The 24733-nt window shown below is 72.1% G+C and carries 19 protein-coding genes; 3 read left to right on the top strand and 16 right to left on the bottom strand.

Annotation, left to right across the window (positions count from 1 at the left end):
- Positions 1 to 19 precede the first annotated feature (19 nt).
- The 6 genes from rplS to ACIRS4_RS16800 form a co-directional block, all read right to left on the bottom strand.
- Positions 20 to 370 (bottom strand): 50S ribosomal protein L19, encoded by a 351-nt coding sequence (gene rplS, locus ACIRS4_RS16825; protein ID WP_030041016.1) that lies wholly within the window; start codon positions 368 to 370, stop codon positions 20 to 22.
- A 135-nt stretch (positions 371 to 505) separates the two neighbouring features.
- Positions 506 to 1339 carry a tRNA (guanosine(37)-N1)-methyltransferase TrmD gene (gene trmD, locus ACIRS4_RS16820; protein ID WP_404195875.1) on the bottom strand — a complete coding sequence of 278 codons (834 nt, stop codon included), beginning with the start codon at positions 1337 to 1339 and terminating at the stop codon, positions 506 to 508.
- Positions 1339 to 1881, bottom strand: coding sequence for a ribosome maturation factor RimM (gene rimM / locus ACIRS4_RS16815; protein ID WP_404195872.1), 543 nt, complete (start codon positions 1879 to 1881; stop codon positions 1339 to 1341). Before rimM ends, trmD begins: the two co-directional genes overlap by 1 nt.
- An 83-nt stretch (positions 1882 to 1964) precedes the next feature.
- On the bottom strand, positions 1965 to 2204 hold the full coding sequence (locus ACIRS4_RS16810) for an RNA-binding protein (RefSeq protein WP_005479813.1): 240 nt from the start codon (positions 2202 to 2204) through the stop codon (positions 1965 to 1967).
- 5 nt (positions 2205 to 2209) lie between these two features.
- Positions 2210 to 2632, bottom strand: coding sequence for a 30S ribosomal protein S16 (gene rpsP / locus ACIRS4_RS16805; protein ID WP_130444691.1), 423 nt, complete (start codon positions 2630 to 2632; stop codon positions 2210 to 2212).
- Positions 2633 to 2926: 294 nt separating this feature from the next.
- The gene (locus ACIRS4_RS16800; protein WP_404195869.1) at positions 2927 to 3523 is read right to left on the bottom strand and encodes a hypothetical protein; all 597 of its coding nucleotides are present in this window, start codon (positions 3521 to 3523) and stop codon (positions 2927 to 2929) included.
- A gap of 630 nt (positions 3524 to 4153) precedes the next feature.
- Between ACIRS4_RS16800 and ACIRS4_RS16795 the strand changes: the two genes are divergently transcribed.
- A complete protein-coding gene (locus ACIRS4_RS16795) occupies positions 4154 to 5068 on the top strand; it encodes an SAM-dependent methyltransferase (RefSeq protein ID WP_404195866.1) in 915 nt (304 codons plus the stop codon).
- Positions 5069 to 5115: 47 nt separating this feature from the next.
- Here ACIRS4_RS16795 and ftsH read toward each other — a convergent pair whose 3' ends face one another.
- The 6 genes from ftsH to ACIRS4_RS16765 form a co-directional block, all read right to left on the bottom strand.
- Complete coding sequence (ftsH, locus tag ACIRS4_RS16790) at positions 5116 to 7050, bottom strand: ATP-dependent zinc metalloprotease FtsH (protein WP_404195863.1); 1935 nt, start codon at positions 7048 to 7050, stop codon at positions 5116 to 5118.
- A 128-nt stretch (positions 7051 to 7178) separates the two neighbouring features.
- The gene (gene ffh, locus ACIRS4_RS16785; RefSeq protein ID WP_404195860.1) at positions 7179 to 8729 is read right to left on the bottom strand and encodes a signal recognition particle protein; all 1551 of its coding nucleotides are present in this window, start codon (positions 8727 to 8729) and stop codon (positions 7179 to 7181) included.
- A 135-nt stretch (positions 8730 to 8864) separates the two neighbouring features.
- Entirely contained in the window at positions 8865 to 11321 is a 2457-nt protein-coding gene (locus tag ACIRS4_RS16780; RefSeq protein WP_404195857.1) for a [protein-PII] uridylyltransferase, read from the bottom strand.
- A gap of 26 nt (positions 11322 to 11347) precedes the next feature.
- Positions 11348 to 11686, bottom strand: coding sequence for a P-II family nitrogen regulator (locus ACIRS4_RS16775; RefSeq protein WP_009190863.1), 339 nt, complete (start codon positions 11684 to 11686; stop codon positions 11348 to 11350).
- Positions 11683 to 13023, bottom strand: coding sequence for an ammonium transporter (locus ACIRS4_RS16770; RefSeq protein WP_404195855.1), 1341 nt, complete (start codon positions 13021 to 13023; stop codon positions 11683 to 11685). Before ACIRS4_RS16770 ends, ACIRS4_RS16775 begins: the two co-directional genes overlap by 4 nt.
- A 349-nt stretch (positions 13024 to 13372) precedes the next feature.
- A complete protein-coding gene (locus ACIRS4_RS16765; protein ID WP_404195852.1) occupies positions 13373 to 14863 on the bottom strand; it encodes a hypothetical protein in 1491 nt (496 codons plus the stop codon).
- Between the two features lie 447 nt (positions 14864 to 15310).
- On the opposite strand from ACIRS4_RS16765, the gene ACIRS4_RS16760 reads away from it, so the two are divergent.
- A complete protein-coding gene (locus tag ACIRS4_RS16760; RefSeq protein WP_404195849.1) occupies positions 15311 to 15967 on the top strand; it encodes a bifunctional DNA primase/polymerase in 657 nt (218 codons plus the stop codon).
- A 196-nt stretch (positions 15968 to 16163) separates the two neighbouring features.
- On the opposite strand, the gene ftsY is transcribed toward ACIRS4_RS16760, so the two are convergent.
- Complete coding sequence (ftsY, locus tag ACIRS4_RS16755; protein WP_404195846.1) at positions 16164 to 17366, bottom strand: signal recognition particle-docking protein FtsY; 1203 nt, start codon at positions 17364 to 17366, stop codon at positions 16164 to 16166.
- 134 nt (positions 17367 to 17500) lie between these two features.
- Here ftsY and ACIRS4_RS16750 point away from each other — a divergent pair, with 134 nt between their 5' ends.
- Positions 17501 to 18472: an LLM class flavin-dependent oxidoreductase gene (locus ACIRS4_RS16750; protein WP_404195843.1), complete on the top strand. Its 972-nt coding sequence runs from the start codon at positions 17501 to 17503 to the stop codon at positions 18470 to 18472.
- 129 nt (positions 18473 to 18601) lie between these two features.
- On the opposite strand, the gene ACIRS4_RS16745 is transcribed toward ACIRS4_RS16750, so the two are convergent.
- From ACIRS4_RS16745 to ACIRS4_RS16735, 3 genes are all read right to left on the bottom strand, one after another.
- Positions 18602 to 20020: a sugar porter family MFS transporter gene (locus ACIRS4_RS16745; RefSeq protein WP_404195841.1), complete on the bottom strand. Its 1419-nt coding sequence runs from the start codon at positions 20018 to 20020 to the stop codon at positions 18602 to 18604.
- Positions 20021 to 20226: 206 nt separating this feature from the next.
- Complete coding sequence (locus ACIRS4_RS16740) at positions 20227 to 23970, bottom strand: AAA family ATPase (protein WP_404195838.1); 3744 nt, start codon at positions 23968 to 23970, stop codon at positions 20227 to 20229.
- A 268-nt stretch (positions 23971 to 24238) separates the two neighbouring features.
- Positions 24239 to 24442: a hypothetical protein gene (locus ACIRS4_RS16735; protein WP_073491170.1), complete on the bottom strand. Its 204-nt coding sequence runs from the start codon at positions 24440 to 24442 to the stop codon at positions 24239 to 24241.
- Between the last annotated feature and the right edge of the window lie 291 nt (positions 24443 to 24733).

Genomic DNA, 24733 nt, shown 5'->3' with positions numbered 1-24733 from the left:
CGTGGACCCCGGAGGGCGCTCAGTTGTCGCGCTTCTCCTTGATCTTCGCGGCCTTGCCGCGCAGCTCGCGCAGGTAGTACAGCTTGGCGCGGCGCACGTCACCGCGGGTCACGAGCTCGATCTTCTCGACGATCGGGGTGTGCACCGGGAAGGTGCGCTCGACGCCGACGGAGAACGAGACCTTGCGGACCGTGAAGGTCTCGCGGACACCGGCGCCCTGACGGCGGATGACGACGCCCTTGAACTGCTGCACACGAGAGCGGTTGCCCTCGATGACGCGGACGTGGACGTTGACGGTGTCACCCGGGCGGAAGGCCGGGACGTCGCTGCGCAGCGACGCGGAGTCGACGGAGTCGAGCAGGTGAGACATTTCGTCTGCTTTCTTCGCTGATGCCACAGGTCATCAACGGAACTAGAGGTTCTGGGTCGAGTGGCCGCGCGCGTCGGGGCGGGCGTCGTGTCCCCCTGTGGCAGGGGCGCACGCCGGACTGCGCACAACAGCGGCCTATTGTTCCACGCCGCCGGTCCTGCGCCAAAATCGGCCGTAGGGCTCGCCCTCCAAGTCCGGGGACCAGCCCAGGATGGAGAGCATCTCGCGGTCCTTCTTGTCGAAGGCCCGGGGGTCGGCGCGCTCGATCAGGTCCGGCCGGTTGGCCGTCGTACGGGTGAGGGCCTCGTCGCGGCGCCAGCGGGCGATCTTGCCGTGGTGGCCGCTGAGCAGCACCTCGGGGATGTCCCGGCCGCGCCAGGCGGGGGGCTTGGTGTAGACGGGCCCTTCCAGGAGGTCGGCCATGGCTCCGGGGGCGAAGGAGTCGTCGCGGTGGGACTCGGCGTTGCCGAGGACGCCGGGCAGGAGGCGGGCCACCGCCTCGGTGACGACGAGCACGGCCGCCTCGCCGCCGGCGAGGACGTAGTCGCCGATGGAGACCTCGTGGACCGGTATGCGGGTGGCGTACTCGTCGACGACGCGGCGGTCGATGCCCTCGTAGCGGGCCGGCGTGAAGATCAGCCAGGGGCGTTCGGAGAGCTCGCCGGCGAGCTTCTGGGTGAAGGGGCGGCCGCTGGGAGTGGGGACGACGAGCGCGGGGGCGTGAGCGCCGCTCTCGTAGCCGTCGGCCAGGACGGAGTCGAGGGCGTCGCCCCAGGGCTCGGTCTTCATCACCATGCCGGGGCCGCCGCCGTAGGGGGTGTCGTCGACGGTGTTGTGGCGGTCGTACGTCCACTGCCGCAGGTCGTGGACGTGGACGTCCAGCTGTCCACGCGCGCGCGCCTTGCCGACGAGGGAGACGTTCAGCGGTTCGAGGTACTCGGGGAAGATCGTGACGACGTCGAGGCGCATCAGGACTCGTCCCGGGAGGAGGCGATCTCGGCGCGGTCGTCGATCAGTCCGGGCGGCGGGGCGATGACGGCCCGCTGCTCCTCGAGGTCGATCTCGGTGACGATCTCCTCGACGAACGGGATCATCACCTCGCTGCCGTCGGGCCGCTCCACGATGAAGAGGTCCTGGGAGGGCAGGTGGGAGATCTCGGTGATCCGGCCGACCTCCTCGCCGTCCTCGGTCACCACGTCGAGGTCGATGAGCTGGTGGTCGTAGTACTCGTCCTCGTCCTCGGGGAGCTGCCCGGGGTCGATCTCGGCGATCAGGAGGGTGTTGCGCAGGGCCTCGGCGGCGGTGCGGTCGGCGACGCCCTCGAAGCGCAGGAGGAGGCGGCCGCTGTGCACCCGGCCGGTCTCGATCGTGAGCGGACCCACGGAGGCGGGGTCCGTGAACAGTACGGCGCCGGGGCCGAGCCGCTGTTCCGGCTCGTCGGTGCGGACCTCCACGGTGACCTCGCCCTTGATGCCGTGGGCGCGGCCGATCCGTGCGACTACGAGCTGCACTTGCGAAGATCTCCTGTCGTGACGACTGCGGGCCGGGGACGGCCCAGTGGCCCTCCCCGGCCCGAGCCGGTGCTGCTGATGCGTCAGCGGACGTGGTCCACGTCGACGAGGTCGACGCGGACGCCGCGGCCGCCGATGGCGCCCACGACGGTGCGCAAGGCGCGTGCGGTGCGGCCGTTGCGGCCGATCACCTTGCCGAGGTCGTCGGGGTGGACCCGGACCTCCAGCACACGCCCGCGACGCAGGTCGCGCGAGGCGACCTGCACATCGTCAGGGTTGTCGACGATGCCCTTCACGAGGTGCTCAAGCGCCTCTTCGAGCATGCTGCTCAGGCCTCGGTCGACTCGGAGGACTCGGCGGCGGCCTCGTCCTTCTTCTCGGCCTTCTTCTTCTGGGTGATCGCCTCACCCTTGCCCGTGTCGTCGCCACCGAGGGCCTCGAACGACGGACGCGCCTTCTTCGGCTCGGCGGTCAGCAGCGGAGCCGGGGCGGGCTCGCCCTTGAACTTCTGCCAGTCGCCGGTCTTCTTCAGGATGGCGAGGACGGGCTCGGTCGGCTGCGCGCCGACACCCAGCCAGTACGCCACGCGGTCCGCGTCGACCTCGATGACCGACGGGTTGTACGTCGGGTGGTACTTGCCGATCTCCTCGATCGCACGGCCGTCACGGCGGGTGCGGGAGTCGGCGACGACGATGCGGTAGTGAGGCGAACGGATCTTGCCCAGACGCTTCAGCTTGATCTTGACTGCCACGGGAGTGGGTTCTCCTGGATTTGACGTGGTTGGGCACGGCGAGAATGCCGCGTGGGGTTGCGGTACCCGAGTGCCCGACGGACGCGTCAGCCGGAGGAGAGAGGGGTCCTGTGCGGCTGTCGAGTACAGCTAGCCATTGTGCCACACCCCGCGGGTCGCTTTCGGGCGGGGGCTCGGGCCCCCGGGCTGCATGGCTGATTCCGCCCCCGCGCCGGTTTCGGGCGGTGCGGGGGCGGTGTCGCGGTGGGCGAGTCGTCCGGGGACCGGCAGCCACGAGATGCCGGTGCCTCCCGGTTACGCCGCGCCCATGATTTCCGGGATGCGGAACGGCTTGCCGCAGCCGCCGCAGACGATCGGGGCCTGGGCCAGGACCGACGGCACGACGCGGACGTTGCGGCCGCAGTCGCAGACCGCCTTGACGCGCACACCGCCGCCGGAGGAGCCGTGCCGGGCGGCCGGGCCGCGGAAGGCGCGGGTGGTGTCGGCGGTGGTGGCCGCCAGGTGCGCCTTGAGGGCCCGCTGGAGGCGCTCGATGGTCGGCCGGTAGCGCCGCTTGGCCTCGGGGTTGAGCGTGACCAGCGAGAAGCCGCTGCTGGGGTGCGGCTCCTCGGGGTGGTCCAGGCCCAGCTCCTCGGCGATCGCGAGGAATCGGCGGTTGTGGTAGCGGCCGGCCCGGGAGGTGTCACGGACGCCGCGCGATGCGGCGATCCCGTGGACCGCCTCGTGCAGCAGCCGCTCGAAGGAGAGCTCGTGACCGCAGGCGGACGACGACTCCCCGATCAGGGACTCTGGCGCGGCAAGGTCCGGCAGCTCGGGGTGGTACCGCTGAATGTCGGCCCACGCCTGTGCCAGCTCTGCGGCGAGAACAGGTGGTGTCTGTGTCGTGCTCACGTAATGACAACGAGCGTGGGTGCCGCTGTGTTCCTATTCCGGGCCATCCCAAATAATTTGCACGTACCCGTCAGTTGCCTCTGATGCGTCCTGACGAGGGCGGGTGCGCTGATCTGCGGAGAAGCCTCGCAGGCCGTATCAAGGTGGTACGTAGTCCGCGATACGCCCCGGCGCGTAGACGATGTCCGCGCTCCGTTCGCGCGCCGGTCGACTCGACTCCCCGGGGCCGCAAGAGGCGTTCCGGCCGCTCCCCCGCCGTGGCGCGACGCCCCGGTCGGCGTACCCGGCGAGGGCGACGTTACCGGGCCCCGCCCCGCACTCCGGCACCGCCCCGCCCCCGTGGCCGGACGCCGTCCGGTCAGCGTGTTCCCGGCGGCCCCCACCTCATGCCCGCCGGCCAGGGCGGCCCGGCGCGCGGCCGGGTGCCTTCGCCATGGCGCGATGGTACGGGCCCGGGTTACCGGAAAGTGAAATCCGGCCACACCCGCGCACGGACGGCAAGCCGGGCCCCGCGACCCCTGGACGCGGAACCGAGTGCGGAGTTACCTGGCATACGGAGAGTGCAAGGCCCCCTTGAGGGGCCACCTGAACGATCAGCGGCAGACTCTCGGCGGATTGGGGCGCTTTTCCATGACACCTACGCTCGTGCGCCAGCACCGGCCTCAAGCGGGGCCGGCGCCCCGCGCGGACCTGGCCGCACGCGCGCGTGACTGGTCCGAGATCCAGGAGCGGATGCTGGTTCCGCTCCACGAGGCCGTCTACGAGCGGCTGGACGTGGGGCCGGGCACGCGGCTGCTGGCCCTGGGCTGCGGCTCCGGGCTGGCCCTGCTGACGGCCGCCTCCGCGGGCGCCCGCGTCACGGGCGTCGAGTCGTCCTTCCCGGAGCGGCTGGCCCTCGCCCGACGGCGGCTGGCCCCGCGGACCTGGGACGCACACGCGCGGGACGCCGTCCGCCTCGTCGACGGCACGCTGCGGGACCTCGGGGACGGCACGCGCGTGGACGCCGGCGAGGACCCCGCCCACGGCTCACCGGACCCGGCCGGCGCGCGGACGACTCCGTACGACATCGTGACCGCCTTCGAGCCCATCGGCTGCCTCGCCGGCGACTCCGAGGGGCTCGGCGAGCTGCTCGCTGACGCCGCTCCGCTCGCCCGGCGCGGCGCACCCGTCGTGCTCGTCGGCTGGGGTCCGCCGGAGCGCTGCGCCACGTCCACGGTGCTGCGGGTGGCCACCAAACTGACCGAACCGCTGCGGTCCACGGGCAGTTGGCGTCCCGCCCTGCGGGACGACCTGGAGGAGGTCGCCCAGCGCGCCGGGCTGAAGCCGGACGGATCCGGGCGCGTGGCCTGCCCGTTCGGCTACGCGAGCGTGGACAGCGCCCTCAAGGGCCTGCTGTCGACAGGCCTGTTCGACGCGGCGATCTCGGCGACGGACCAGGCGCAGGTCGACAAGGAGATCACCGAGGCGCTGCACCCGTACCGGCGGGCGGACGGCACGGTGTGGATGCCGAACGTCTTCCGGTATCTGATCGCGCGGACGCCCTGAAGGGTGCCGTCGGCGGGCTCACGGGCCCGTGAGGCCCAAGGCCGGGCTCACGCCTCGCCCTTCGTCAGCCGGGTGATCCCCGCGATGCGGTAGGCGTCCGCCTCCTCCAGCGTCTCGTGCTCCAGCAGTGCCTCGGCCAGCGCGTCCAACTGCCTTCGGTGGTCGCGGAGTTTGCGGATGGCCTCCTCGTAGCAGTCCTCCACGACGCGCCGCATCTCGTCGTCGATCACATCGAGGGTGCGCGGCGCGGCGGCGAGCCCGTAGGCCTGCTGGGCGTCGCTGGGGAGGGCGGAGAGGCGGCCCACACGCTCGCTCATGCCCCACCGGGCGACCATGCCCCGCGCGATGTTCGTGACCTGTTCGAGGTCGTTCTCCGCTCCCGTCGTGACCACCCCGTAGATCACCTGCTCGGCCGCCATCCCGCCCAGGGCGCCGATGATGCGGCCGCGCAGGTACTCCTCGGAGAGCGCGTACCGCTCCACCTCGGGGGTCGACATCGTCACCCCGAGCGCCCGGCCGCGCGGCACGATGGTGACCTTGCGGACGGGGTCGGCGCCGGGCTGGAGCATGCCGAGAAGCGCGTGCCCGCTCTCGTGGTAGGCGGTCCTGCGGCGGTCCTCCTCGGGCATGACGAGCGTGCGCTCGGCTCCCAGCTGCACCTTCTCCAGCGCCTCCGACAGATCCGCCGAGGTCACCCGGTCCTGCTTGCGCTTGACCGCGAGCAGAGCGGCCTCGTTGGCGAGATTGGCCAGATCCGCGCCCGTCATGCCCGGGGTCGTGCGCGCCACCTGGGCGAGGTCCACGTCGCCGGCGAGCGGGATCCCCCGGGTGTGGATGCGCAGGATCGACTCCCGCCCGCCGCGGTCCGGCGGGGAGACGCTGACCACCCGGTCGAAGCGGCCGGGCCGGGTCAGGGCCGGGTCCAGGATGTCCGCGCGGTTGGTCGCGGCGATGACGATGACGCCCTCCGAGCCGGAGAAGCCGTCCATCTCGGTGAGGATCTGGTTCAGGGTCTGCTCGCGCTCGTCGTGGCCGCTCACCGAGGCGCCCCCGCCGCGCACCCGCCCGATGGTGTCGATCTCGTCGATGAAGATGATCGACGGCGCCACCTTGCGCGCCTCGGCGAACAGCTCGCGCACCCGGGACGCGCCGACGCCGACGATCATCTCGATGAACTCCGAGGCGGAGGCCGAGAAGAAGGGCACCCCGGCCTCACCGGCCACCGCCCGCGCCAGCAGGGTCTTGCCGGTGCCGGGCGATCCCGCCAGCAGCACGCCGCGCGGCATCTTGGCGCCCATCCTGCGGTAGGCGTCCGGGTGTTCCAGGAAGTCGACCACGTCGTCGAGTTCGCCCTTGACCTCGTCGATGCCGGCCACGTCGGCGAAGGTGGTGCGCTGGGTGCCGGCGCGCAGTTCGACCGGCTTGGGCGGGGTCTTGCGCCCGAGGACGCCTCCCGCACCGCCCAGTCCGCCGCCGAAACGCCGGGCGACGAAGATCCACACGGCGACCAGGACCACGATCGGCACCAGCGAGATCAGCAGGTTGGACAGCAGACCGCGCTGCTGCACCACCGGCCGCGCGGTCACCGTGACGTCCCGCCGGTCCAGGTTCTGCCAGAGGTCGTCGTCGGCGAAGGCCGGCCGCTGGGTACGGAACCGGGTGTACTGGCCGCCGCCGTCGGGATCGTCCCGGGCCTTCTTGAGCTGGCCCTCGATCGCGTCGCCCTTGGAGTAGATCTTGTCGACGTTGCCCTCGTCGACCTGCTTGCTGAACTCCGTGTAGGCGATCGTGGGCTCGTCGCCCCGGTCGAGGTAGTTGAGCCCGATGTAGGCCAGCAGGAAGACGATCACGGCGGTGACGGCCAGGCCCCACCAGCGCCCGCGCATCCTGCGGCCGCCGGACCTCGCCGGCGGCTCGTCCGGAGTGCCCTCGGAGCGCCACGGCTGGTCAGGGGTCCGGCGCGGCGGCGCGGCATCGCTCATATCTGGACGTTACGGCACACAGCGGACGGCGGCACGCGCTGAGGGCGCCCTCCCGTGCGGAAGGACGCCCTCTGCGTCGTGAGTTCCTCGCGGTGTCACGCACGCCCGACGTGCGACACCGACGGACTTCAGCCCATGAACTTCTTGAACTCGTCCGGCAACTCGAAGTCCTGGCCGCCCTGCTGGCCCGGCAGGCCGAAGGCGCCGCCCTGCGCGCCGGCCGCCCTGCGCGCCGCGTCCTCCTGCTCCTGCTGCTTGCGCTTCATGGGGTTGCCGGAGCGCTGCTTGCCCTTGGCCTTCTTCGGCTGCTTCTTGGTGCGGCCGGGGCCGCCGCCCATGCCCGGCATCCCCGGCATCCCGGGCATGCCGCCGCCCTGGGCCATGCGGGACATCATCTTGCGGGCCTCGAAGAACCGCTCGACCAGACCCTTCACCGCGCTGACGTCGACACCGGAGCCCTTGGCGATCCGGGCGCGGCGGGAGCCGTTGATGATCGTGGGGTCCTGGCGCTCGGCGGGGGTCATCGACTTGATGATCGCCGCCGTGCGGTCCACGTCCCGCTCGTCGAGGTTGTTGATCTGGTCCTTGATCTGCCCCATGCCCGGGAGCATGCCGAGGAGCTTGGAGATCGACCCCATCTTCCTGACCTGCTCCATCTGGGCCAGGAAGTCGTCGAGCGTGAACTCCTGACCCTTCTTGGACGCCAGCTTGGAGGCCATCTTGGCGGCCTCTTCCTGGCTGAAGGTCTTCTCCGCCTGCTCGATCAGGGTGAGCAGGTCACCCATGTCGAGGATGCGGGACGCCATCCGGTCCGGGTGGAACTGGTCGAAGTCGTCGAGCTTCTCACCGTTCGACGCGAACATGATCGGCTTGCCGGTGATCTGCCGGATCGACAGGGCGGCGCCGCCGCGGGCGTCGCCGTCGAGCTTGGAGAGCACCACGCCGTCGAAGCCGACGCCGTCGCGGAACGCCTCGGCGGTGTTGACGGCGTCCTGACCGATCATGGCGTCGACGACGAAGAGGATCTCGTCGGGGCTGACCGCGTCGCGGATGTCGGCGGCCTGCTGCATCATCTCGGCGTCGATGCCGAGGCGTCCGGCGGTGTCCACGATCACGATGTCGTGCACCCGGGACTTCGCGAAGTCGATGGAGTCCTTGGCGACCTGGACCGGGTCGCCGACGCCGTTGCCCGGCTGCGGGGCGTAGACGGCGACACCGGCGCGCTCGGCGACGACGCTCAGCTGGTTGACGGCGTTGGGGCGCTGGAGGTCGCAGGCGACCAGCAGCGGCGAATGGCCCTGCTCCTTCAGCCAGCGGCCCAGCTTGCCCGCGAGGGTGGTCTTACCGGCGCCCTGGAGACCGGCCAGCATGATGACGGTGGGGGGCTGCTTGGCGAAGCGCAGCCGCCGGGTCTCGCCGCCGAGGATCGTGATCAACTCGTCGTTGACGATCTTGAGGACCTGCTGGCCGGGGTTGAGGGCCTTGGAGACCTCGACCCCCAGACAGCGCTCCTTGACGTTCTTGATGAACGTCCGCACGACGGGCAGGGCCACGTCCGCTTCGAGGAGCGCGATGCGGATCTCGCGCGCGGTGGCGTCGATGTCCGCCTCGCTCAAGCGCCCCTTGCCGCGGAGATTCTTGAATGTCGCGCTGAGGCGGTCGGAGAGGGTATCGAACACGGCGACGTCGGTCCTCGGTGTCGGGGGCAGTGTGAGCGTCTTCCAGAGTATCGGGCCGCGCAAGCGAATCGTCCCCGCCCGCCGCGTCCGGCGGACGGGGACGGCCTGCTGACGCGGTCCGGCCAGGGCGTGCGGTCACGCCCTGAGCGTCTCCTCCAGTTTCCGTGCGACGGCCGTGGCCTCGCCGGGCGGCAGGGGCGCGCCCGTGTCGTCCGTGACGTAGAAGGCGTCGACGGCGTTGGCGCCGAGCGTGCTCACGTGCATGCTCCGCACCCGTACCGCCGCGTCCTCGAGCGCCCGTCCGATCCGCAGCAGCAGTCCCGGGGCGTCCTGGGCGCGGACCTCGATGACCGTGGCGTGGCGGGAGGCCGCGGGGGCGACCGTCACGCGCGCGGGGGGCGCGACCGTGCCCCGGCGCCTGGGGTAGGCGGCGTCCCGCTCGGCGAGCCGGCCCGCGATGTCCAGGGAGCCGTCCAGCGCGCGGACCAGGTCGGCGCGCAGCCGGGCCGCCTGGGGCAGCGAGCCGTACTCGGCGGCGACCCGCCAGTTGAGCAGCAGGACGGTGCCGTCCACGCCGGAGGGCAGGTCGTGGGCGCGCAGTTCGGCGGTGCGCACGGTCAGCCGGTGCATGGCGAGGACGCCGGCGACCGCCGGGAGCACGCGGGGCTGGTCGGGTACGGCGACGATGAGCTCCACGCCGAGCGGTTCGGGGTCGCCGGAGGCCTGTCCGGCCGCCGGGTCGGCGGGCGGTTCTGTCTGGGCGCGCAGCGAGAGGACCGGACTGCCGGTGGCGGCCGCCTCGATGGCGAGGCGCTCCTGCTCGGCGGTGGGCGCGGCGGCGGCCGGCTCCTCGGGTTCGTCCCCGGCGAGGACGGCGGCGACGCGTTTGACCAGGTCGGCGACGAGCGAGCCGCGCCAGGAGGACCAGGCGGCCGGGCCGGTGGCGAGGGCGTCGGCCTCGGTCAGGGCGTGCAGCAGTTCGAGTGTGCCGGGTGAGCCGACGGCTTCGGCGACCGAGTGGACGGTGGCCGGGTCCTCCAGGTCGCGCCGGGTGGCCGTCTCGACGAGCAGCAGGTGGTGGCGGACGAGGGTGGCGAGGACGGCGGCGTCCCCGTGGTCGAAGCCGATGCGGACGGCGACGTCCCTGGCGATGGTCTCGCCGGCCACGGAGTGGTCGCCGGGCCAGCCCTTGCCGATGTCGTGCAGCAGCGCGGCCACCAGGAGGAGGTCGGGCCGGCTGACGCGGCGGGTGAACTCGGATGCGCGTACGGCGGTCTCGATGAGGTGCCGGTCGACGGTCCACAGGTGCACGGCGTTGCGCTGCGGCCGGCAGCGCACCCGCTCCCAGTCGGGCAGCAGCCGGGTGATCAGGCCGGCGGCCTCCAGTGCCTCCCAGACGTCGACGGTGGGGCGGCCGGAGCCGAGCAGGGTGACCAGTTGCTCGCGTGCCTCGGCGGGCCAGGGCGTGGGCAGGGGACGCACGGTGGCGGCGAGGCGGCGTACGGCGTGGAGGGAGAGCGGGAGGCCGGCCTGGGCGGCGGCGGCAGCGGCGCGCAGCGGGAGCACGGGGTCGCGTTCGGGGCGTGCGGCGCGGGCGAGCACCACCTCGCCGTCCTGTTCGACGACGCCTTCGGCGAGCGGGGAGCGTTCGGCGACGGGCTTGCCGCCGCCCAACATGGCGCGCAGCCTGGGCCGCACGGCGCGCGACCGGAGCACGCGCCCCACTTCGCGCCAGGTGACGTCGCTGGCGTACGAGATGACGCGGGCGGCCTCGTAGACCTGGCGCAGGAGGGTGTCGGCGTCCAGGAGGCCCAGTTCGGCGGCGACCTGGTCCTGTTCCTGGAGGGAGAGGCGGTCGGTGGCGCGGCCGGTGGTCAGGTGGAGGGCGTCGCGGACGTCGAGGAGCCTGCGGCGGGCGTCGTCGAGGCCCTCGCGGGGCGCGTCGGCTAGCCAGGACGCGGCGACGGCGCGCAGGGCGGTGGCGTCCCTGAGGCCGCCGCGGGCCTCCTTCAGGTCCGGCTCCAGGAGGTACTGGAGTTCGCCCTGGCGGTCGGCGCGCTCGGCGCAGAGCTCCTGGAGCTGGGGCAGGCGTTTGGGCGCCTGGTTGCGCCAGTCGGCGAGGGCCGTGGTGCGCAGTGCGGCCGTCAGCGCCGGATCGCCGGCGAGGTGGCGGGCGTCCAGGAGGCCGAGGTGGACCTTCAGATCCTCGCCGGCGGTCTTGCGGGCCTCGGCGGGGCTGCGCACCGAGTGGTCGAGGGCGAGGCCGAGGTCCCACACGGGGTACCAGAGACGGTCGGCGAGTCCGGCGATCTCCGCGGGGTCGCCGCCCTCGTGCAGCAGGAGGAGGTCGAGGTCGCTGCGCGGGGACAGTTCGCCCCGGCCGTAACCGCCGACGGCGACCAGGGAGACGCCCTCGGTCGTGCCGGCGGCCGCGGTGAACAGTCCCGCGAGCCAGTCGTCGGTCAGTTCGGACAGGGCCTTACGGCGCGGCGGCCCGGACCGCGTCTCCTCGGTGAGGAGGCGCAGCCGGGCCGCCGCGTAGCCGCTGGGTCCCGAGTCCTCTGCTTCTTTCCGCACGTCCGTACTCGTCACCCAGGGGCTCCTGTTCTGTGCTGCCGTCAGAGCGCGTCCGGGCCGCGCTCGCCGGTGCGGACCCGTACGGCCGTCTCGACCGGGAGGGACCAGACCTTGCCGTCGCCGATCTTGCCGGTGCGGGCCGCCTTGACCACGACGTCGATCAACTGCTCGGCGTCGTCGTCCTCGGCCAGCACCTCGATGCGGATCTTGGGGACCAGGTCCACCGTGTACTCGGCGCCGCGGTAGACCTCGGTGTGGCCCCGCTGACGACCGTAGCCGCTGGCCTCGGTGACCGTCAGACCGTGCACGCCGAAGGCCTGGAGGGCTTCCTTGATCTCGTCGAGGCGGTGGGGCTTGACGACGGCGGTGATGAGCTTCATGCGTCCACCTTCTTGGCGGTGTCGGGCACGGGGGCCGGGAGGGCGGTCGAGCGGGCGGCGCCGCCGCCGGCTCCGCTGAAGTCGTATGCGGTCTCCGCGTGCTCGGCCTGGTCGATGCCGGCGACCTCGTCGTCCTCGGGGACCCGCATGCCGATGGTCTTGTCCAGGAGGAAGGCGAGGATCGCGGAGGCGATCAGGGAGTAGGCGAGGACGGCGAAGACGCCGGCGCACTGCTTCCAGAACTGGTCGAGGCCGCCGCCGTAGAAGAGGCCCTTGACGTCGGACTGGCCCTTGCCGCTGGCGAAGAAGCCGATCAGCAGGGAGCCGAGGACACCGCCGACCAGGTGGACGCCGACGACGTCGAGGGAGTCGTCGTAGCCGAACTTGTACTTCAGGCCGACGGCCATGGCGCACAGGACGCCGGCGATGGCGCCGACGGCGATCGCGCCGAGCGGGGAGACCGCGCCGCCCGCGGGGGTGATGGCGACCAGGCCGGCGACCGCGCCGGAGGCGGCGCCGAGGGTGGTGAACGCGCCGTGGCGGATCTTCTCGTAGATCAGCCAGGCCAGCATGGCGGCTGCGGTGGCGACCTGGGTGTTGACGAACATCAGCGCGCCCACACCGTCGTCGTTGCCGAGCCAGGAGCCGGCGTTGAAGCCGAACCAGCCGAACCACAGCAGACCGGCGCCGAGCATGACCAGCGGGAGGCTGTGCGGGCGCATCGGGTCCTTCTTGAAGCCGACGCGCTTGCCGATGACCAGAATCACGCCGAGAGCCGCGGCGCCGGCGTTGATGTGGACGGCCGTGCCGCCGGCGAAGTCGATGACGCCGAGCTCGAAGGCCCAGCCGCCGGCGCCCCAGACCCAGTGCGCGACGGGGAAGTACACGACCGTGGCCCACAGGGCGACGAACAGCGCCCAGGCGGAGAACTTGACGCGGTCGGCGAGGGCGCCGCTGATCAGGGCCGGGGTGATGACGGCGAACATCAGCTGGAAGACGAGGAAGACGAAGACCGGGATGGTGTAGCCGTCCCACAGCTCGGTCAGGCCGATGTTGCTGAGGCCGACCCAGTCCGAGTTCCAGCCGATGAGGCTGCCGGAGTCGGTGCCGAAGGCGAGGGAGAAGCCGTACAGCACCCACAGGATCGTGACGATCCCGAGGCTGATGAAGCTCATCATCAGCATGTTCAGGGTGCTCTTGACGCGGACCATGCCTCCGTAGAAGAAGGCCAGGCCCGGCGTCATGAGCATTACCAGGGCGGAACAGATGAGCATGAAGCCTGTGTTCGCGGACGACAGCGTGGGTGCGTCCGCCGCAAGCGTGATGGCTGATGCCATCGGCGTCTCCTCGTCGTAGGTACGGCCCCGTGCGGGCGAAGCCTGAGCGGAATGAGGGGTGGGCCGCTTATGGGCCACGAGATTGACGCAGCGCGGTTTCGGTGGAGGCCCCTCGTTGTTTCGCCGCCGTGACGAAGGCACTGTGCGTGTTACGCGTCGATGAACTCGCTGATGTCGCCCGAGCCGATCGTTATCGTGGCGCAACCTTCACCCGGACGACGCCGGGGGTCGCCGGGGGAGGAAGAGGACCGGCCGCGGTCGGCCTTCCGATGACCTGGCATGGGGGAGCCGAGTCGGGCGGTTCGGGAAGGCCGGCCGCGGCCGGGGTTCATGGCGGTCGCGTCGGCGGTCAGACCGCTTCGGCGGCCTCCGGCAGCTCGACGGCGAGCCGGTCGGTGAGGTCGACGACCTCGGTGAGGTCCCCGAAGTCGCGGACCGCGCAGTCCACGGTCTTTCGGATACGGGTGTTCACCCGCTCGGAGCGGACCTTCTTGGCCTCCTTCATGGCCTGCGCGGCCAGCACCGCGCTCTGTCCGGGCTCGCGGCGCAGCAGATGGACGGTGGCCATGCCGATGAGGTTCAGCACATAGGACCGCTGGTGGTCGTCGTCCTTGGCGAAGAGGTCGACGGCCCGCTGCATCAGGGGTTCGGCGAGTGAGGCGTAGGTGGGGCTGCGGCCGGCGACGTAGGCCAGGTCGCGGTAGGAGTGGGAGTTCTCGCCGTGCAGTTCGGCCTCGGAGAAGAAGCGGATCCAGTCGGGGTCGGGCTCGTCCCACTCGCCGGCGTCGGCGAAGGTGTCCTCGGCCATCCGGACCGCCCGTTTGCACCGGCCGGGCTGGCCCATGTTGGCGTAGGCGCGGGCCTCCATCGCATACAGCATGGACTGGGTGCGCGGGCCGGCGCAGTCCCGGCTGCCGTACTGGGCGAGGTGGATCAGCTCCAGGGCGTCCTCGGGCCGCCCCAGGTGGATCATCTGGCGGCTCATGCTGGACAGGATGTAGGAGCCGAGCGGCCGGTCGCCGGCCTCCTTGGCTGCGTGCAGGGCGAGGACGAAGTACTTCTGCGCGGTGGGCTGGAGTCCGACGTCGTAGCTCATCCAGCCGGCCAGCTCGGCCAGTTCGGCGGCGACCTTGAAGAGCCTGCGGGCGGTGGCCTCGGGCTGGGGCTCCTGGAGGAGGTCCGTCACCTCGTGCAGCTGTCCGACGACGGCCTTGCGGCGCAGTCCGCCGCCGCACTGGGCGTCCCACTGCCGGAACATCACCGTGGTGGACTCCAGCAGGTCCAGTTCGGGCCGGGAGAGCCGGCCGCGCGCGCGGCTGGTCGGGAGGGGCGCCTCGTCCGGCGGGACGGGCGGCGAGGGGACGAGCCAGCGCTGCATGGGCTCGATGAGGGTCGGGCCCGCGGACAGGGCCAGCGATGTTCCGAGGAAGCCGCGCCGCGCCAGCATCAGGTCGCTGCGCGAGAACTCGCTGAGGAGGGCCACTGTCTGCGGGCCCGTCCAGGGCAGGTCGACACCGGTGGCGGCGGGCGCCTGCCGCGCGGTGCGCAGACCGAGGTCCTCGACGGAGACGACGCAGCCGAACCGCTCGGTGAACAGCTCGGAGAGGATCTTGGGGATGGGTTCGCGGGGGTTCTCGCCGTCCAGCCAGCGGCGCACGCGCGAGGTGTCCGTGGAGATGTGGTTGGCGCCCAGCTGGCGGGCCCGGCGGTTGACCTGGCGGGCCAGTTCGCCCTTGGACCAGCCGCTGCGCACGAACCAGGACGTGAGCAGCTCGTTGGCGCGCTTGTCGGTGGGCGCAGCGCTCCCAGCGCTCGTCCCCCTACCGCTGTTGCCGCTCACTGGAACGCCCCCATCCCTGAGACCACTTGTCGCTTCGCTGCGCCAAGCCCTATCAGAATGCCGGTGAACGGGGTCCGCCGTCCGGCGGTTCTCACCCTTCGAACGGTTGGCCGACTTGCCCCCGGCATACCCACAGAGGCATGTGCCCCTGGGTCTCGCACACTCAAAGTAATCCCACGATCACGCGCCGACCACGGCGGTTCCAGAAACGCCACCATTCGCCACCCCTTCGAATGAACTCACGGTGGCGCGTTGGCGATTCACTTGACATAGGACGGCCAGAGGTGGGCGGAACGGTGCACTCAGGGGCGCGCGCGGTAGTGCGCACCACCCTGAGCGCTTCCGGACGCCGCCTGAAAACGGCTGGGCCGGGAAGGCGAACGCACACAGAGTCACGGCGTGCGTCCGCTGCGTAACCACCGCTGCGCCGGACCCGTTGGAGGGGGCATGGGCTTCACGATCGGCGGCATTCGCGAGATCCGCTCCGGCGCGCGCAGGCGCGGTCGCTCGTCCGAGTGCACCGCCGTCGCGGAGTTCACCGGACTGTGGGGCTGGGACGTCGTGCCGGGGGCGCGCGCCGCCGGCGGTCTGTGCTCGTGCGGCCGCCCCGAATGCCACGCGCCGGGCGCGCATCCCCTTCCCCTCGCGCCCCGCGTCCCGGCCGGCGCCACCCTCGACGACGTCACACGCGCGTGGGCGGAGTATCCGGGCGCCTCGGTGATGCTGCCCGTCGGGGAGGCCTTCGACGTGGTCGAGGTGGCCGAGCCGGCCGGACGGCACGCCCTGGTCCGCCTCGAACGCATGGGCCTCCCCCTCGGCCCGGTGACCGCCACCCCCGAGGCCCGCGCCCAGTTCCTGGTCGCTCCCGGGGCCGCCGCCGAGCTGCCCCGTCTGCTGTACCGCATGGGCTGGGACGCGCCGGACTCCCTGGACCTGCGCGGCCTCGGCCCGGGTGCGCACATCACGGCGCCGCCCTCCGACCGAGCCGGCCTCGGCCCCGTGCGCTGGCTGCGCCCGCCCGCGCTGGACTCGGCGACCCGGCCGCCCGAGGCCCGGCTGCTGCTCGGCACCCTGGCGTACGTGGCACACCGCTCCCGCGCGTAGGGCCCCGGCGCACACGACGGGCCCCCGCTCCTGCCGCCGGTGCTCCCGGCGCTCCTCACGCCGGCGCCCCCGACGCCGGTGCCCCCTGCGCTCCTCACGCCGGCTCTCCCGGCACGGGCACTCCCCCGGCCGAACACGGCGAAGCGCCCGCTCCCACTGGATCGGGGGCGGGCGCTTCCTCGCGGAGTGGGTGGGGTCAGTCCCCGATGAGCGCGTCGACGAACGCCTCCGGTTCGAACGGCGCCAGGTCGTCCGCGCCCTCGCCGAGCCCGATCAGCTTGACCGGCACGCCCAGCTCGCGCTGGACCGCGACCACGATGCCGCCCTTGGCCGTGCCGTCGAGCTTGGTCAGCACGATGCCGGTGATGTCGACGACCTCGGCGAAGACCCGCGCCTGGACGAGGCCGTTCTGACCGGTGGTGGCGTCGAGGACCAGGAGCACCTCGTCGAGCGGGGCGTGCTTCTCGACGACGCGCTTGACCTTGCCGAGCTCGTCCATGAGCCCGGTCTTGGTGTGCAGCCGCCCGGCGGTGTCGATGAGGACGACGTCGACCCCCATCTCCTTGCCCTCCTTGACCGCGTCGAAGGCGACCGAGGCGGGATCGCCCGCCTCCGGCCCGCGCACGGTGTGGGCGCCGACGCGCTCGCCCCAGGTCTGGAGCTGGTCGGCGGCGGCGGCCCGGAAGGTGTCGGCGGCGCCCAGGACGACCGTACGGCCGTCCGCGACGAGCACGCGCGCGAGCTTGCCGGTGGTGGTGGTCTTGCCGGTGCCGTTGACGCCGACGACCATCACGATGCCGGGCTTGCGGTCCTCGGGCTCGGTCTTCACGGTGCGGTCGACCTCGGTGCCGACCAGCTTGAGCAGCTCGTCGCGCAGCAGGCCGCGCAGCTCCTCGGGAGTGCGGGTGCCGAGCACCTTGACCCGCTCGCGCAGCCGCTCGACGAGTTCCTGGGTGGGCTGCACGCCGACGTCGGCGGTGAGCAGCGTGTCCTCGATCTCCTCCCAGGTGTCCTCGTCGAGGTGCTCGCGCGAGAGCAGCGTGAGCAGCCCCTTGCCGAGGGCGGTCTGGGAGCGGGACAGACGGGCGCGGAGGCGGACGAGCCGCCCCTCGGTGGGCTCCGGGATCTCGATCGCGGGAGCCTCGACGACGGGAGGCTCCTCGACGGCGGTGGGAGCGCCGCCGCCCGGGAGGTCCACCTCCTCGATGGTGCGGCGCGGTTCGTCGCGCGGCGTCTCGGCCTCGTCGCCGACGTGCGGCTCGGCCGGAGGCGCCGTGATGTCGGGCGCGGCGGGGGGCGGCGGGGGCAGCGGCTTCTTGCGCCGGCTGCCGACGACCAGCCCGCCGAGCGCGCCGAGCACGACCACGGCGATGACTACAGCAAGGATGACGATGTCCATAACGCGTCCAGTATGCGCGACCCCTCGCCGCCGGGTCGGCCGCCGACGCGTCCGAACGCGGCGCCGCCCGCCTCTGGTTACCTGACGGATCGTCAGCTAGCGTCCTGCCCTCCACGACCGAAGGGGGCCCTGCCATGCCCGTGACCGTCGTCCGTTTCAACCTCGTCGCTCCCGGCGCCCGCCCCGCCGAGCTCGGCGCGCGCTACCGGGCGGCCCTGGAGATGGCCTCGTACGCCGACGAGCACGGGATCACCACGGTCCAGACCGAGGAGCACCACGGTGTCGAGAACAACTGGCTGCCGTCTCCGTTCGTCTTCGCGGGCGCGGTCCTCGGGGCGACCCGGCGGCTCGCGGTCACGGTGTCCGCGGTGATCGGCCCGTTGCACGACCCGCTGCGGCTGGCGGAGGACATCGCGGTGCTGGATCTGCTGAGCGGCGGCCGGCTGGTCACGGTGGCCGGGATCGGGTACCGGCCCGAGGAGTACGCGCGGGCCGGGGTGGAGTGGGCGCGGCGCGGGCGGCTCCAGGACGAGGTGCTGCGGACGCTGCTGCAGGCGTGGACCGGCGAGGAGTTCGCGTACCGGGGCCGTACGGTACGGGTCACCCCGCGCCCCGCTTCCGAGCCGCACCCCCTGCTGCTGGTGGGGGGTTCCTCGCGGGCCGCCGCCCGCCGGGCCGCCCGGCTCGGGCTGCCGTTCTTCCCCAGCGCGTATCTGCCGGAGCTGGAGGCGTACTACAAGGAACGGCTGGCGGAGTACGGCACGCAGGGCTGGGTGATGATGCCGGGGGCGCAGACCCCGCTGCTGCACATCTCCGAGGACCCGGACCGGGTGTGGGCGCAGTACGGCGAGCACTTCCTGCACGAGGCCCGCACCTACGCCTCCTGGCAGTCGGCGGACATCCGCTCGGCGGTGCGCTCGCGGGCCACGTCGGTGGAGGAGCTGCGCGCGGAGGGCGTCTACCGCGTCCTGACCCCGGAGCAGTGCGCGGCGGAGGGGCTGGACAACCTCGTCCTCCATCCACTGGTCGGCGGGATGCCCCTGGAGGAGGGCTGGCGGAGCCTGCGCCTGTTCGCCGAGCGCGCCCTTCCGGCCCTGGACGGCTGACCCGGGCCGTGGTCCGGTGACGCGCCCCGTCGTGCGATACCGCCGCCCCCGTCCGGCTGTGGGCCGGGCGGGGGCGGCGGTGGGTGGGGAGGAGGGCGGCGGGGTGGTGGCCCTGCTCCCCGGGTCGGGTCAGCCCATCTCTTCCAGGGACTTGCCCTTCGTCTCGTTGACGTACTTGAGGACGAAGGGGATGGAGAGGGCGGCGAAGGCCGCGTAGATCACGTAGGTGAGGGACAGGTTCCAGTCGGCCAGGGACGGGAAGCTCGCCGTGATGGCCCAGTTGGCGATCCACTGCGCGGAGGCGGCGACGCCGAGGGCGGCGGCGCGGATCCGGTTGGGGAACATCTCGCCGAGGAAGACCCAGACGACGACACCCCAGGACAGGGCGAAGAAGAGGACGAACACGTGGGCGGCGATCAGGGCGATCCAGCCCTGCGTGGCCGGGAGCTTGCCGTCGACCAGGTCGTAGGAGAAGGCCCAGGCCTCCAGCGCGAGGCCGATCACCATGCCGACGGATCCGACGAGGGCGAGCGGCTTACGGCCGACGCGGTCCACGAAGATCATGGCGATCACGGTGCCGACGATGTTGATGATCGACGTCGTGAAGGAGTAGAAGAACGAGTCCGCCGGGTCGACGCCGACCGACTGCCACAGCGTCGAGGAGTAGTAGAACGCGACGTTGATGCCGACGAACTGCTGGAAGACCGACAGGCCGATGCCGATCCAGACGATCGGCTTGAAGAAGAAGGAGCCGCCGAGCAGGTCCCGGAAGCTGGACTTGTGCTCGCTCTTCATGGCGTGCTCGATCTCGGCGATCCGGGCGTCGAAGTCGACGTCCTTGCCCTCGACCTCCTCAAGGATCTCGCGGGCGCGCTCACGTCGGCCGACGGAGATGAGGAAGCGCGGCGACTCGGGGATGGCGAAGGAGAGCAGCCCGTACAGGACGGCCGGGACGACCATGACGCCGAGCATGACCTGCCAGGCCTCCAGGCCCATCAGCTTCCCGCGCTGGTCGCCGTCGGCGGCGTTCAGCAGACCCCAGTTGACCAGCTGGGACACGGCGATGCCGACGACGATCGCGGCCTGCTGGAAGGAGCCGAGGCGGCCGCGGTAGGCGGGCGGGGCGACCTCGGCGATGTAGGCCGGGCCGATGACGGAGGCCATGCCGATGGCGAAGCCGCCGATGACGCGCCAGAAGGCGAGGTCCCACAGGGAGAAGGGCAGTGCCGAGCCGACGGCGCTCACGGTGAACAGCGCGGCGGCGATCTGCATGCAGCGGATGCGGCCGATGCGGTCGGCTATCCGGCCCGCGGTCGCGGCGCCGATGGCGCAGCCGATCAGGGCGACGGCGATGACCTGGGCCAGGGCGGCGGAGCCGATGTCGTAACGGCCACGGATGGCTTCGACCGCGCCGTTGATCACGGAGCTGTCGTAGCCGAAGAGGAAGCCGCCCATGGCGGCCGCCGCGGCGATGAAGATGACGTGCCCGAGATGATCGGGGTGAGCCGTTGAGGCTCCTGACTTGGGTGCCTGCGCTGTGCTGGTCACGTTCAACTCCTCGGGCCACCGGCAACGCTGCCGGTGTGGGGTCAGCCCTTCGAGGTAGGCGGTACCTGAAGGTAAAAACAACGTTGCCGAGACTATGCCTTCAAGTTTCGAAGTCAAGGCCCGTACACGTGTGAGAAAAGAGGCACACGTGAAGAGCATGTGTTCAACACTTGAAAGTGAGGTTCGGGGGTAACCGGGGCCCGCAGCTAGCGGAGCCGCTGGGAGATCACCTTCGACACGCCGTCGCCCTGCATCGAGACGCCGTAGAGCGCGTCGGCGACCTCCATCGTGCGCTTCTGGTGCGTGATCACGATCAGCTGCGAGGACTCCTGGAGCTCCTGCATGATGCGGATCAGCCGCTGCAGGTTGGTGTCGTCCAGCGCCGCCTCGACCTCGTCCATGACGTAGAACGGGCTCGGCCGGGCCTTGAAGATCGACACCAGCATGGCGACGGCCGTCAGCGACCGCTCCCCGCCGGACAGCAGCGACAGCCGCTTGACCTTCTTGCCCGGCGGCCGCGCCTCCACATCCACTCCCGTGGTGAGCATGTCGTCGGGGTCGGTCAGGATCAGCCGCCCCTCGCCACCGGGGAACAGCCGGCTGAACACGCCCTCGAACTCGCGGGCGGTGTCGCGGAACGCCTCGGTGAAGACCTGTTCGACCCGTTCGTCGACCTCCTTCACCACCTGGAGCAGGTCGGCACGGGTCTTCTTCAGGTCCTCCAGCTGCTCGCTGAGGAACTGGTGACGCTCCTCCAGCGCGGCGAACTCCTCCAGGGCCAGCGGGTTCACCTTTCCGAGCTGCTGGTACGCCCGTTCCGCGGCCTTCAGCCGCCTCTCCTGCTCCGCCCGGGCGAACGGCCGGGGCCGGTTGCGCGGGTGCTCGGGGTCCTCCGGCAGCTGCTCGCCGTCGGCGGGGGGCGAGGGCGGCACCAGTTGGTCCGGCCCGTACTCGGACACCAGCCCTGCCGGTTCGACACCGAACTCCTCCAGCGCCTTGTTCTCCAGCTGCTCGATCCGCAGCCTCTTCTCCGCTCCTAGTACCTCGCCTCGGTGGACTGAATCCGTCAACTTGTCGAGTTCCGCCTTGAGATCACGTCCGGCGGTGCGGGCGGCGGCCAGTTCCCGCTCGCTGTGCGCCTTGGCGGACTCCGCAGCGACCCGCTCTCCGTCCGCCCGGCGCACCGACACCTCGACGTGCGCGAGCAGTTGGCGGGCGCCGGAGGCGACGGCCTCCGCGACGGCGGCCTCGTGCCGCAGCCGCGCCCGCCGCTGCTCGGCACGCGCGCGTGCCTCCCTCTCGGCTCGGGCCGCCCGGTCCAGTGAATCGGCCCGCCCGGCCAGCCCCTTGACCCGCTCCTCATGCGTACGGACCTGGAGCCGCGCCTCCATCTCGGTCTGCCGGGCGTTGGCCCCGTCGGCGGCGAGCCGGTCCCGCACGTGGGTGTCCGGCTCCTCCTCCCCCGGCATCTCCTCGGCCACGGCCAGCCGCTCGGCCAGCTCCTCGGCCTCCTCCACGGCCCGGTCCAGCGACTCCTGGGCCCGGGCGGCCGCAGCGGCGGACCGCTCGGCCTCCCCCGCCGCGCCCCGCGCCTGTCCCGCGAGCCGCCCGAGCTGCTGGGCCACGCCCGACTTCTCCCGCTCGGCGGCCCGCCGCCGCTCCCCCGCCTCCTCGACGAGGGCCGCACACGCCTCGCGCCGTTCACCGGCCGCGGTTTGCGCCTCGGTCAACTCCTCGCACCGCACCGCCAGTTCCTCCAGCTCGGCGGCGGCCTCGTCCACGGAGGCCTGCACCTCCAGCAGACTGGGCGCGCCCGCCGACCCGCCGTGCGCGAAGTGCGCCCCCAGGAGGTCGCCTTCGGCGGTGACGGCGGTGAGGTCCGGCCGCGCGTACACCAACTCCTCGGCGTCCTCCAGCGTCTCCACGACGACGATCCCCCGCAGGAGCCGCCGCACGGCGGGCAGAAGTTCGAGGGGAGCCTTGACCAGGCCTGCGGCGAAGGGGGGAGCGCCGGGGTCCGGCCGCGCGGGGGCCGCTGCCGCGGGGTGTCCGGCGGCCCGGCTCACGGGAGCGGTCGGAGCCGACGCCGCTTCGAAGACGGCGTCCGGGGGGACTCCGGGTCCGCGGTCGACACCGGTGGAGTGCTCCCCGTCCGTGCCCAGGGTCGGCGCGGGCGGCGACGCCGTGTGTGCGGACGCGCCGGTGACGGGGGCGGTGGCCGGTTCCTCCGGTGCTCCCGTCAGGAGCAGGGCCGCTCGGCCCGCGTCCTGTTTACGCAGGAGGCGGATGGCGTCGGCCGCAGCGGACGGGGTGGTGACGGCGAGGGCGTCCGCGGCGGCGCCGAGGGCCGCGGCGAGGGGGACCTCGTGGCCGGGGGTGACGGTGAGGAGTTCCGGGGCGGGGCCGAGCAGCCCGCCGAGGCGGTCCTTCGCCGCCAGCAGCGCGCCCGTCCCGTCCTTGCGGCGCAGGCCCAGCGCCAGGGCCTCGTGGCGGGCCCGGGTCGCGGCCCGCTCGCGCTCGGCGGCGGTGGCCGCCTCGCGGGCGCCGGTCAGCGCGGCCTCCGCCTCGGCGAGCCGCCGCTTGGCCTCCTCGTGCCGCTCGGCGAGTTCGGCGTCGTCGGCGTCGAGGCCGTCGACCTCGGCCTTCAGCGCCTCGTACTCCTCCTCGGCGGCGACGGCCCGTTCCCGGGCCTCGTCCCGGGCGGCGGCCAGGCGGTCGATCTCGGCCTGGGCGGAGGCGGCGCGCGAGCGGGCCGCGTTGACCTGGCCGTGCAGCCGGGCGAGGCCCTCGCGGCGGTCGGCGATCGCACGGGCGGCGTCCTTCAGCCGCCGTTCCTCCACGGCGAGCTCGCGCTCCAGGTCGGCGCGGTGGGCGACGGTGTCGTCGAGCGCCCGCTGAGCCGCCTCCAGTGCGGCTTCCAGCTCGGCCTCCTGCTCGCGCACCCGGGCGGCCTCACGCTCCAGGTCCTCGGGGTCGCGGCCACGCCGTTCCTCGGGGGGCGCGGAGGTGGCGCTCTTCACGCGCGCGTCGGCGAGCGAGATCGTGCCGCGGACACGCTCGGCGAGCTGGGAGAGTTCGTACCAGGTCTGCTGGGCTCGCTGAAGGCGTGGCGTGAGCCGGCGCACCTGGTCCTCCAGGAGTGCCTCGCGCTGAAGCGCCCTCCTCAGCTCCTGCTCGGCGCCGTCCTTGCGTTCCTTCAGCGCGGCCTCGTCGGCGACCTCGGCCCGGAGTGCCTCCTCCAGCCGCACCAGGTCGTCGGCGAGCAGGCGCAGCCGGGCGTCGCGCAGGTCGGCCTGGATCACGGCGGCCCGGCGGGCGACGGCGGCCTGCCGGCCCAGCGGCTTGAGCTGGCGGCGCAGTTCGTCGGTCAGGTCCTGCACGCGCGCGAGGTTGGCCTGCATCGCGTCCAGTTTCCTGAGCGCCTTCTCCTTGCGCTTGCGGTGCTTGAGGACGCCCGCCGCCTCCTCGATGAAGGCGCGGCGGCCCATGGGATCGGCGTGCAGGACGGAGTCGAGCTGGCCCTGGCCGACGATGACGTGCATCTCCCGGCCGATGCCGGAGTCGGACAGCAGGTCCTGGATGTCGAGGAGGCGGCAGGTGTCGCCGTTGATCTGGTACTCGCTGCCGCCGTTGCGGAACATGATCCGCGTGATGGTGACCTCGGCGTACTCGATGGGCAGGGCGCCGTCGGAGTTGTCGATGGTCAGGGACACCTCGGCGCGGCCCAGCGGCGGGCGGCCGGTGGTGCCGGCGAAGATGACGTCCTCCATCTTGCCGCCGCGCAGCGACTTGGCGCCCTGCTCGCCCATGACCCAGCTGAGCGCGTCCACGACGTTGGACTTGCCCGAGCCGTTCGGCCCTACGACGCACGTGATGCCCGGCTCGAACCGGAGCGTGGTCGCCGAGGCGAACGACTTGAACCCCCGCAGGGTCAGGGCCTTGAGGTGCACGGCGCTGGACTCTACCTTCCCGACATGTCCCACTCCGTGAACCCGCGGTTTCACCCTTGAACGCGCAGGGCAGACCCTTCGTTGAAGAGTGTGAAGGATGCGCGAGGGCCGACAGGCGGGTCGGGACGCTTGGGGCGAGCCGGGGGATCGGGGGAAGAAAGAAGGGACGCCGAAGCGTCCCTTGCTACTTCTGACAACTTTAGCGGTCCGACGCGATGGGAATATGCCTCCCCGTCGCTGCGCCTGCTGTCGTGGAGCGGTGCAGCGATCAGGTGAGCGCAGGCTCCGCCTGGTGTGCGTCGATGCTCTCCATGAACCTGTCGTGAGAAGCGGCAGCCGTCAGAGCGTCGTTCTCGGCCTGGATTCGTCCGAGCTCGTTTTCCAGGTCCTGGACGCGCTGCTGGAGCCGTCGCATCTCGGCGAGGAGTCGCGGGTCGGAGCCGCCGACGTAACCGAGAAGCGCCTTTGCCATGATGGATGGTCCTCCACACTGAGTGACCGACCGAAGCGGTGGTGGGTCGTGAGGGATTCGCACCCGCGGTGTTGACCGGATCTTGTTCGTGCTGCCGTTCATCCATGCCAAACAGCTAGGTGCGCGGGGTGCTTTCAGCGTCTCACCAAAAAGTTTGACGGTCAACACGATCACGCCCCGTATCGGCGGGCATCCGTGGGGCGCGCGGCCGGAAACGGCGGCGCTGCGACTCCCGCGGGCCCTCAGGGCGTGGCGATCATCTTTGCGTGCGGAGCCTTCCACGGCAAGCGG

This window comes from Streptomyces sp. NPDC101166 (assembly GCF_044768125.1).
Classification (GTDB): Bacteria; Actinomycetota; Actinomycetes; order Streptomycetales; family Streptomycetaceae; genus Streptomyces.
Note: the sequence above shows the minus strand (reverse complement) of the source record. Positions and strands in the feature narration are given on the sequence as shown.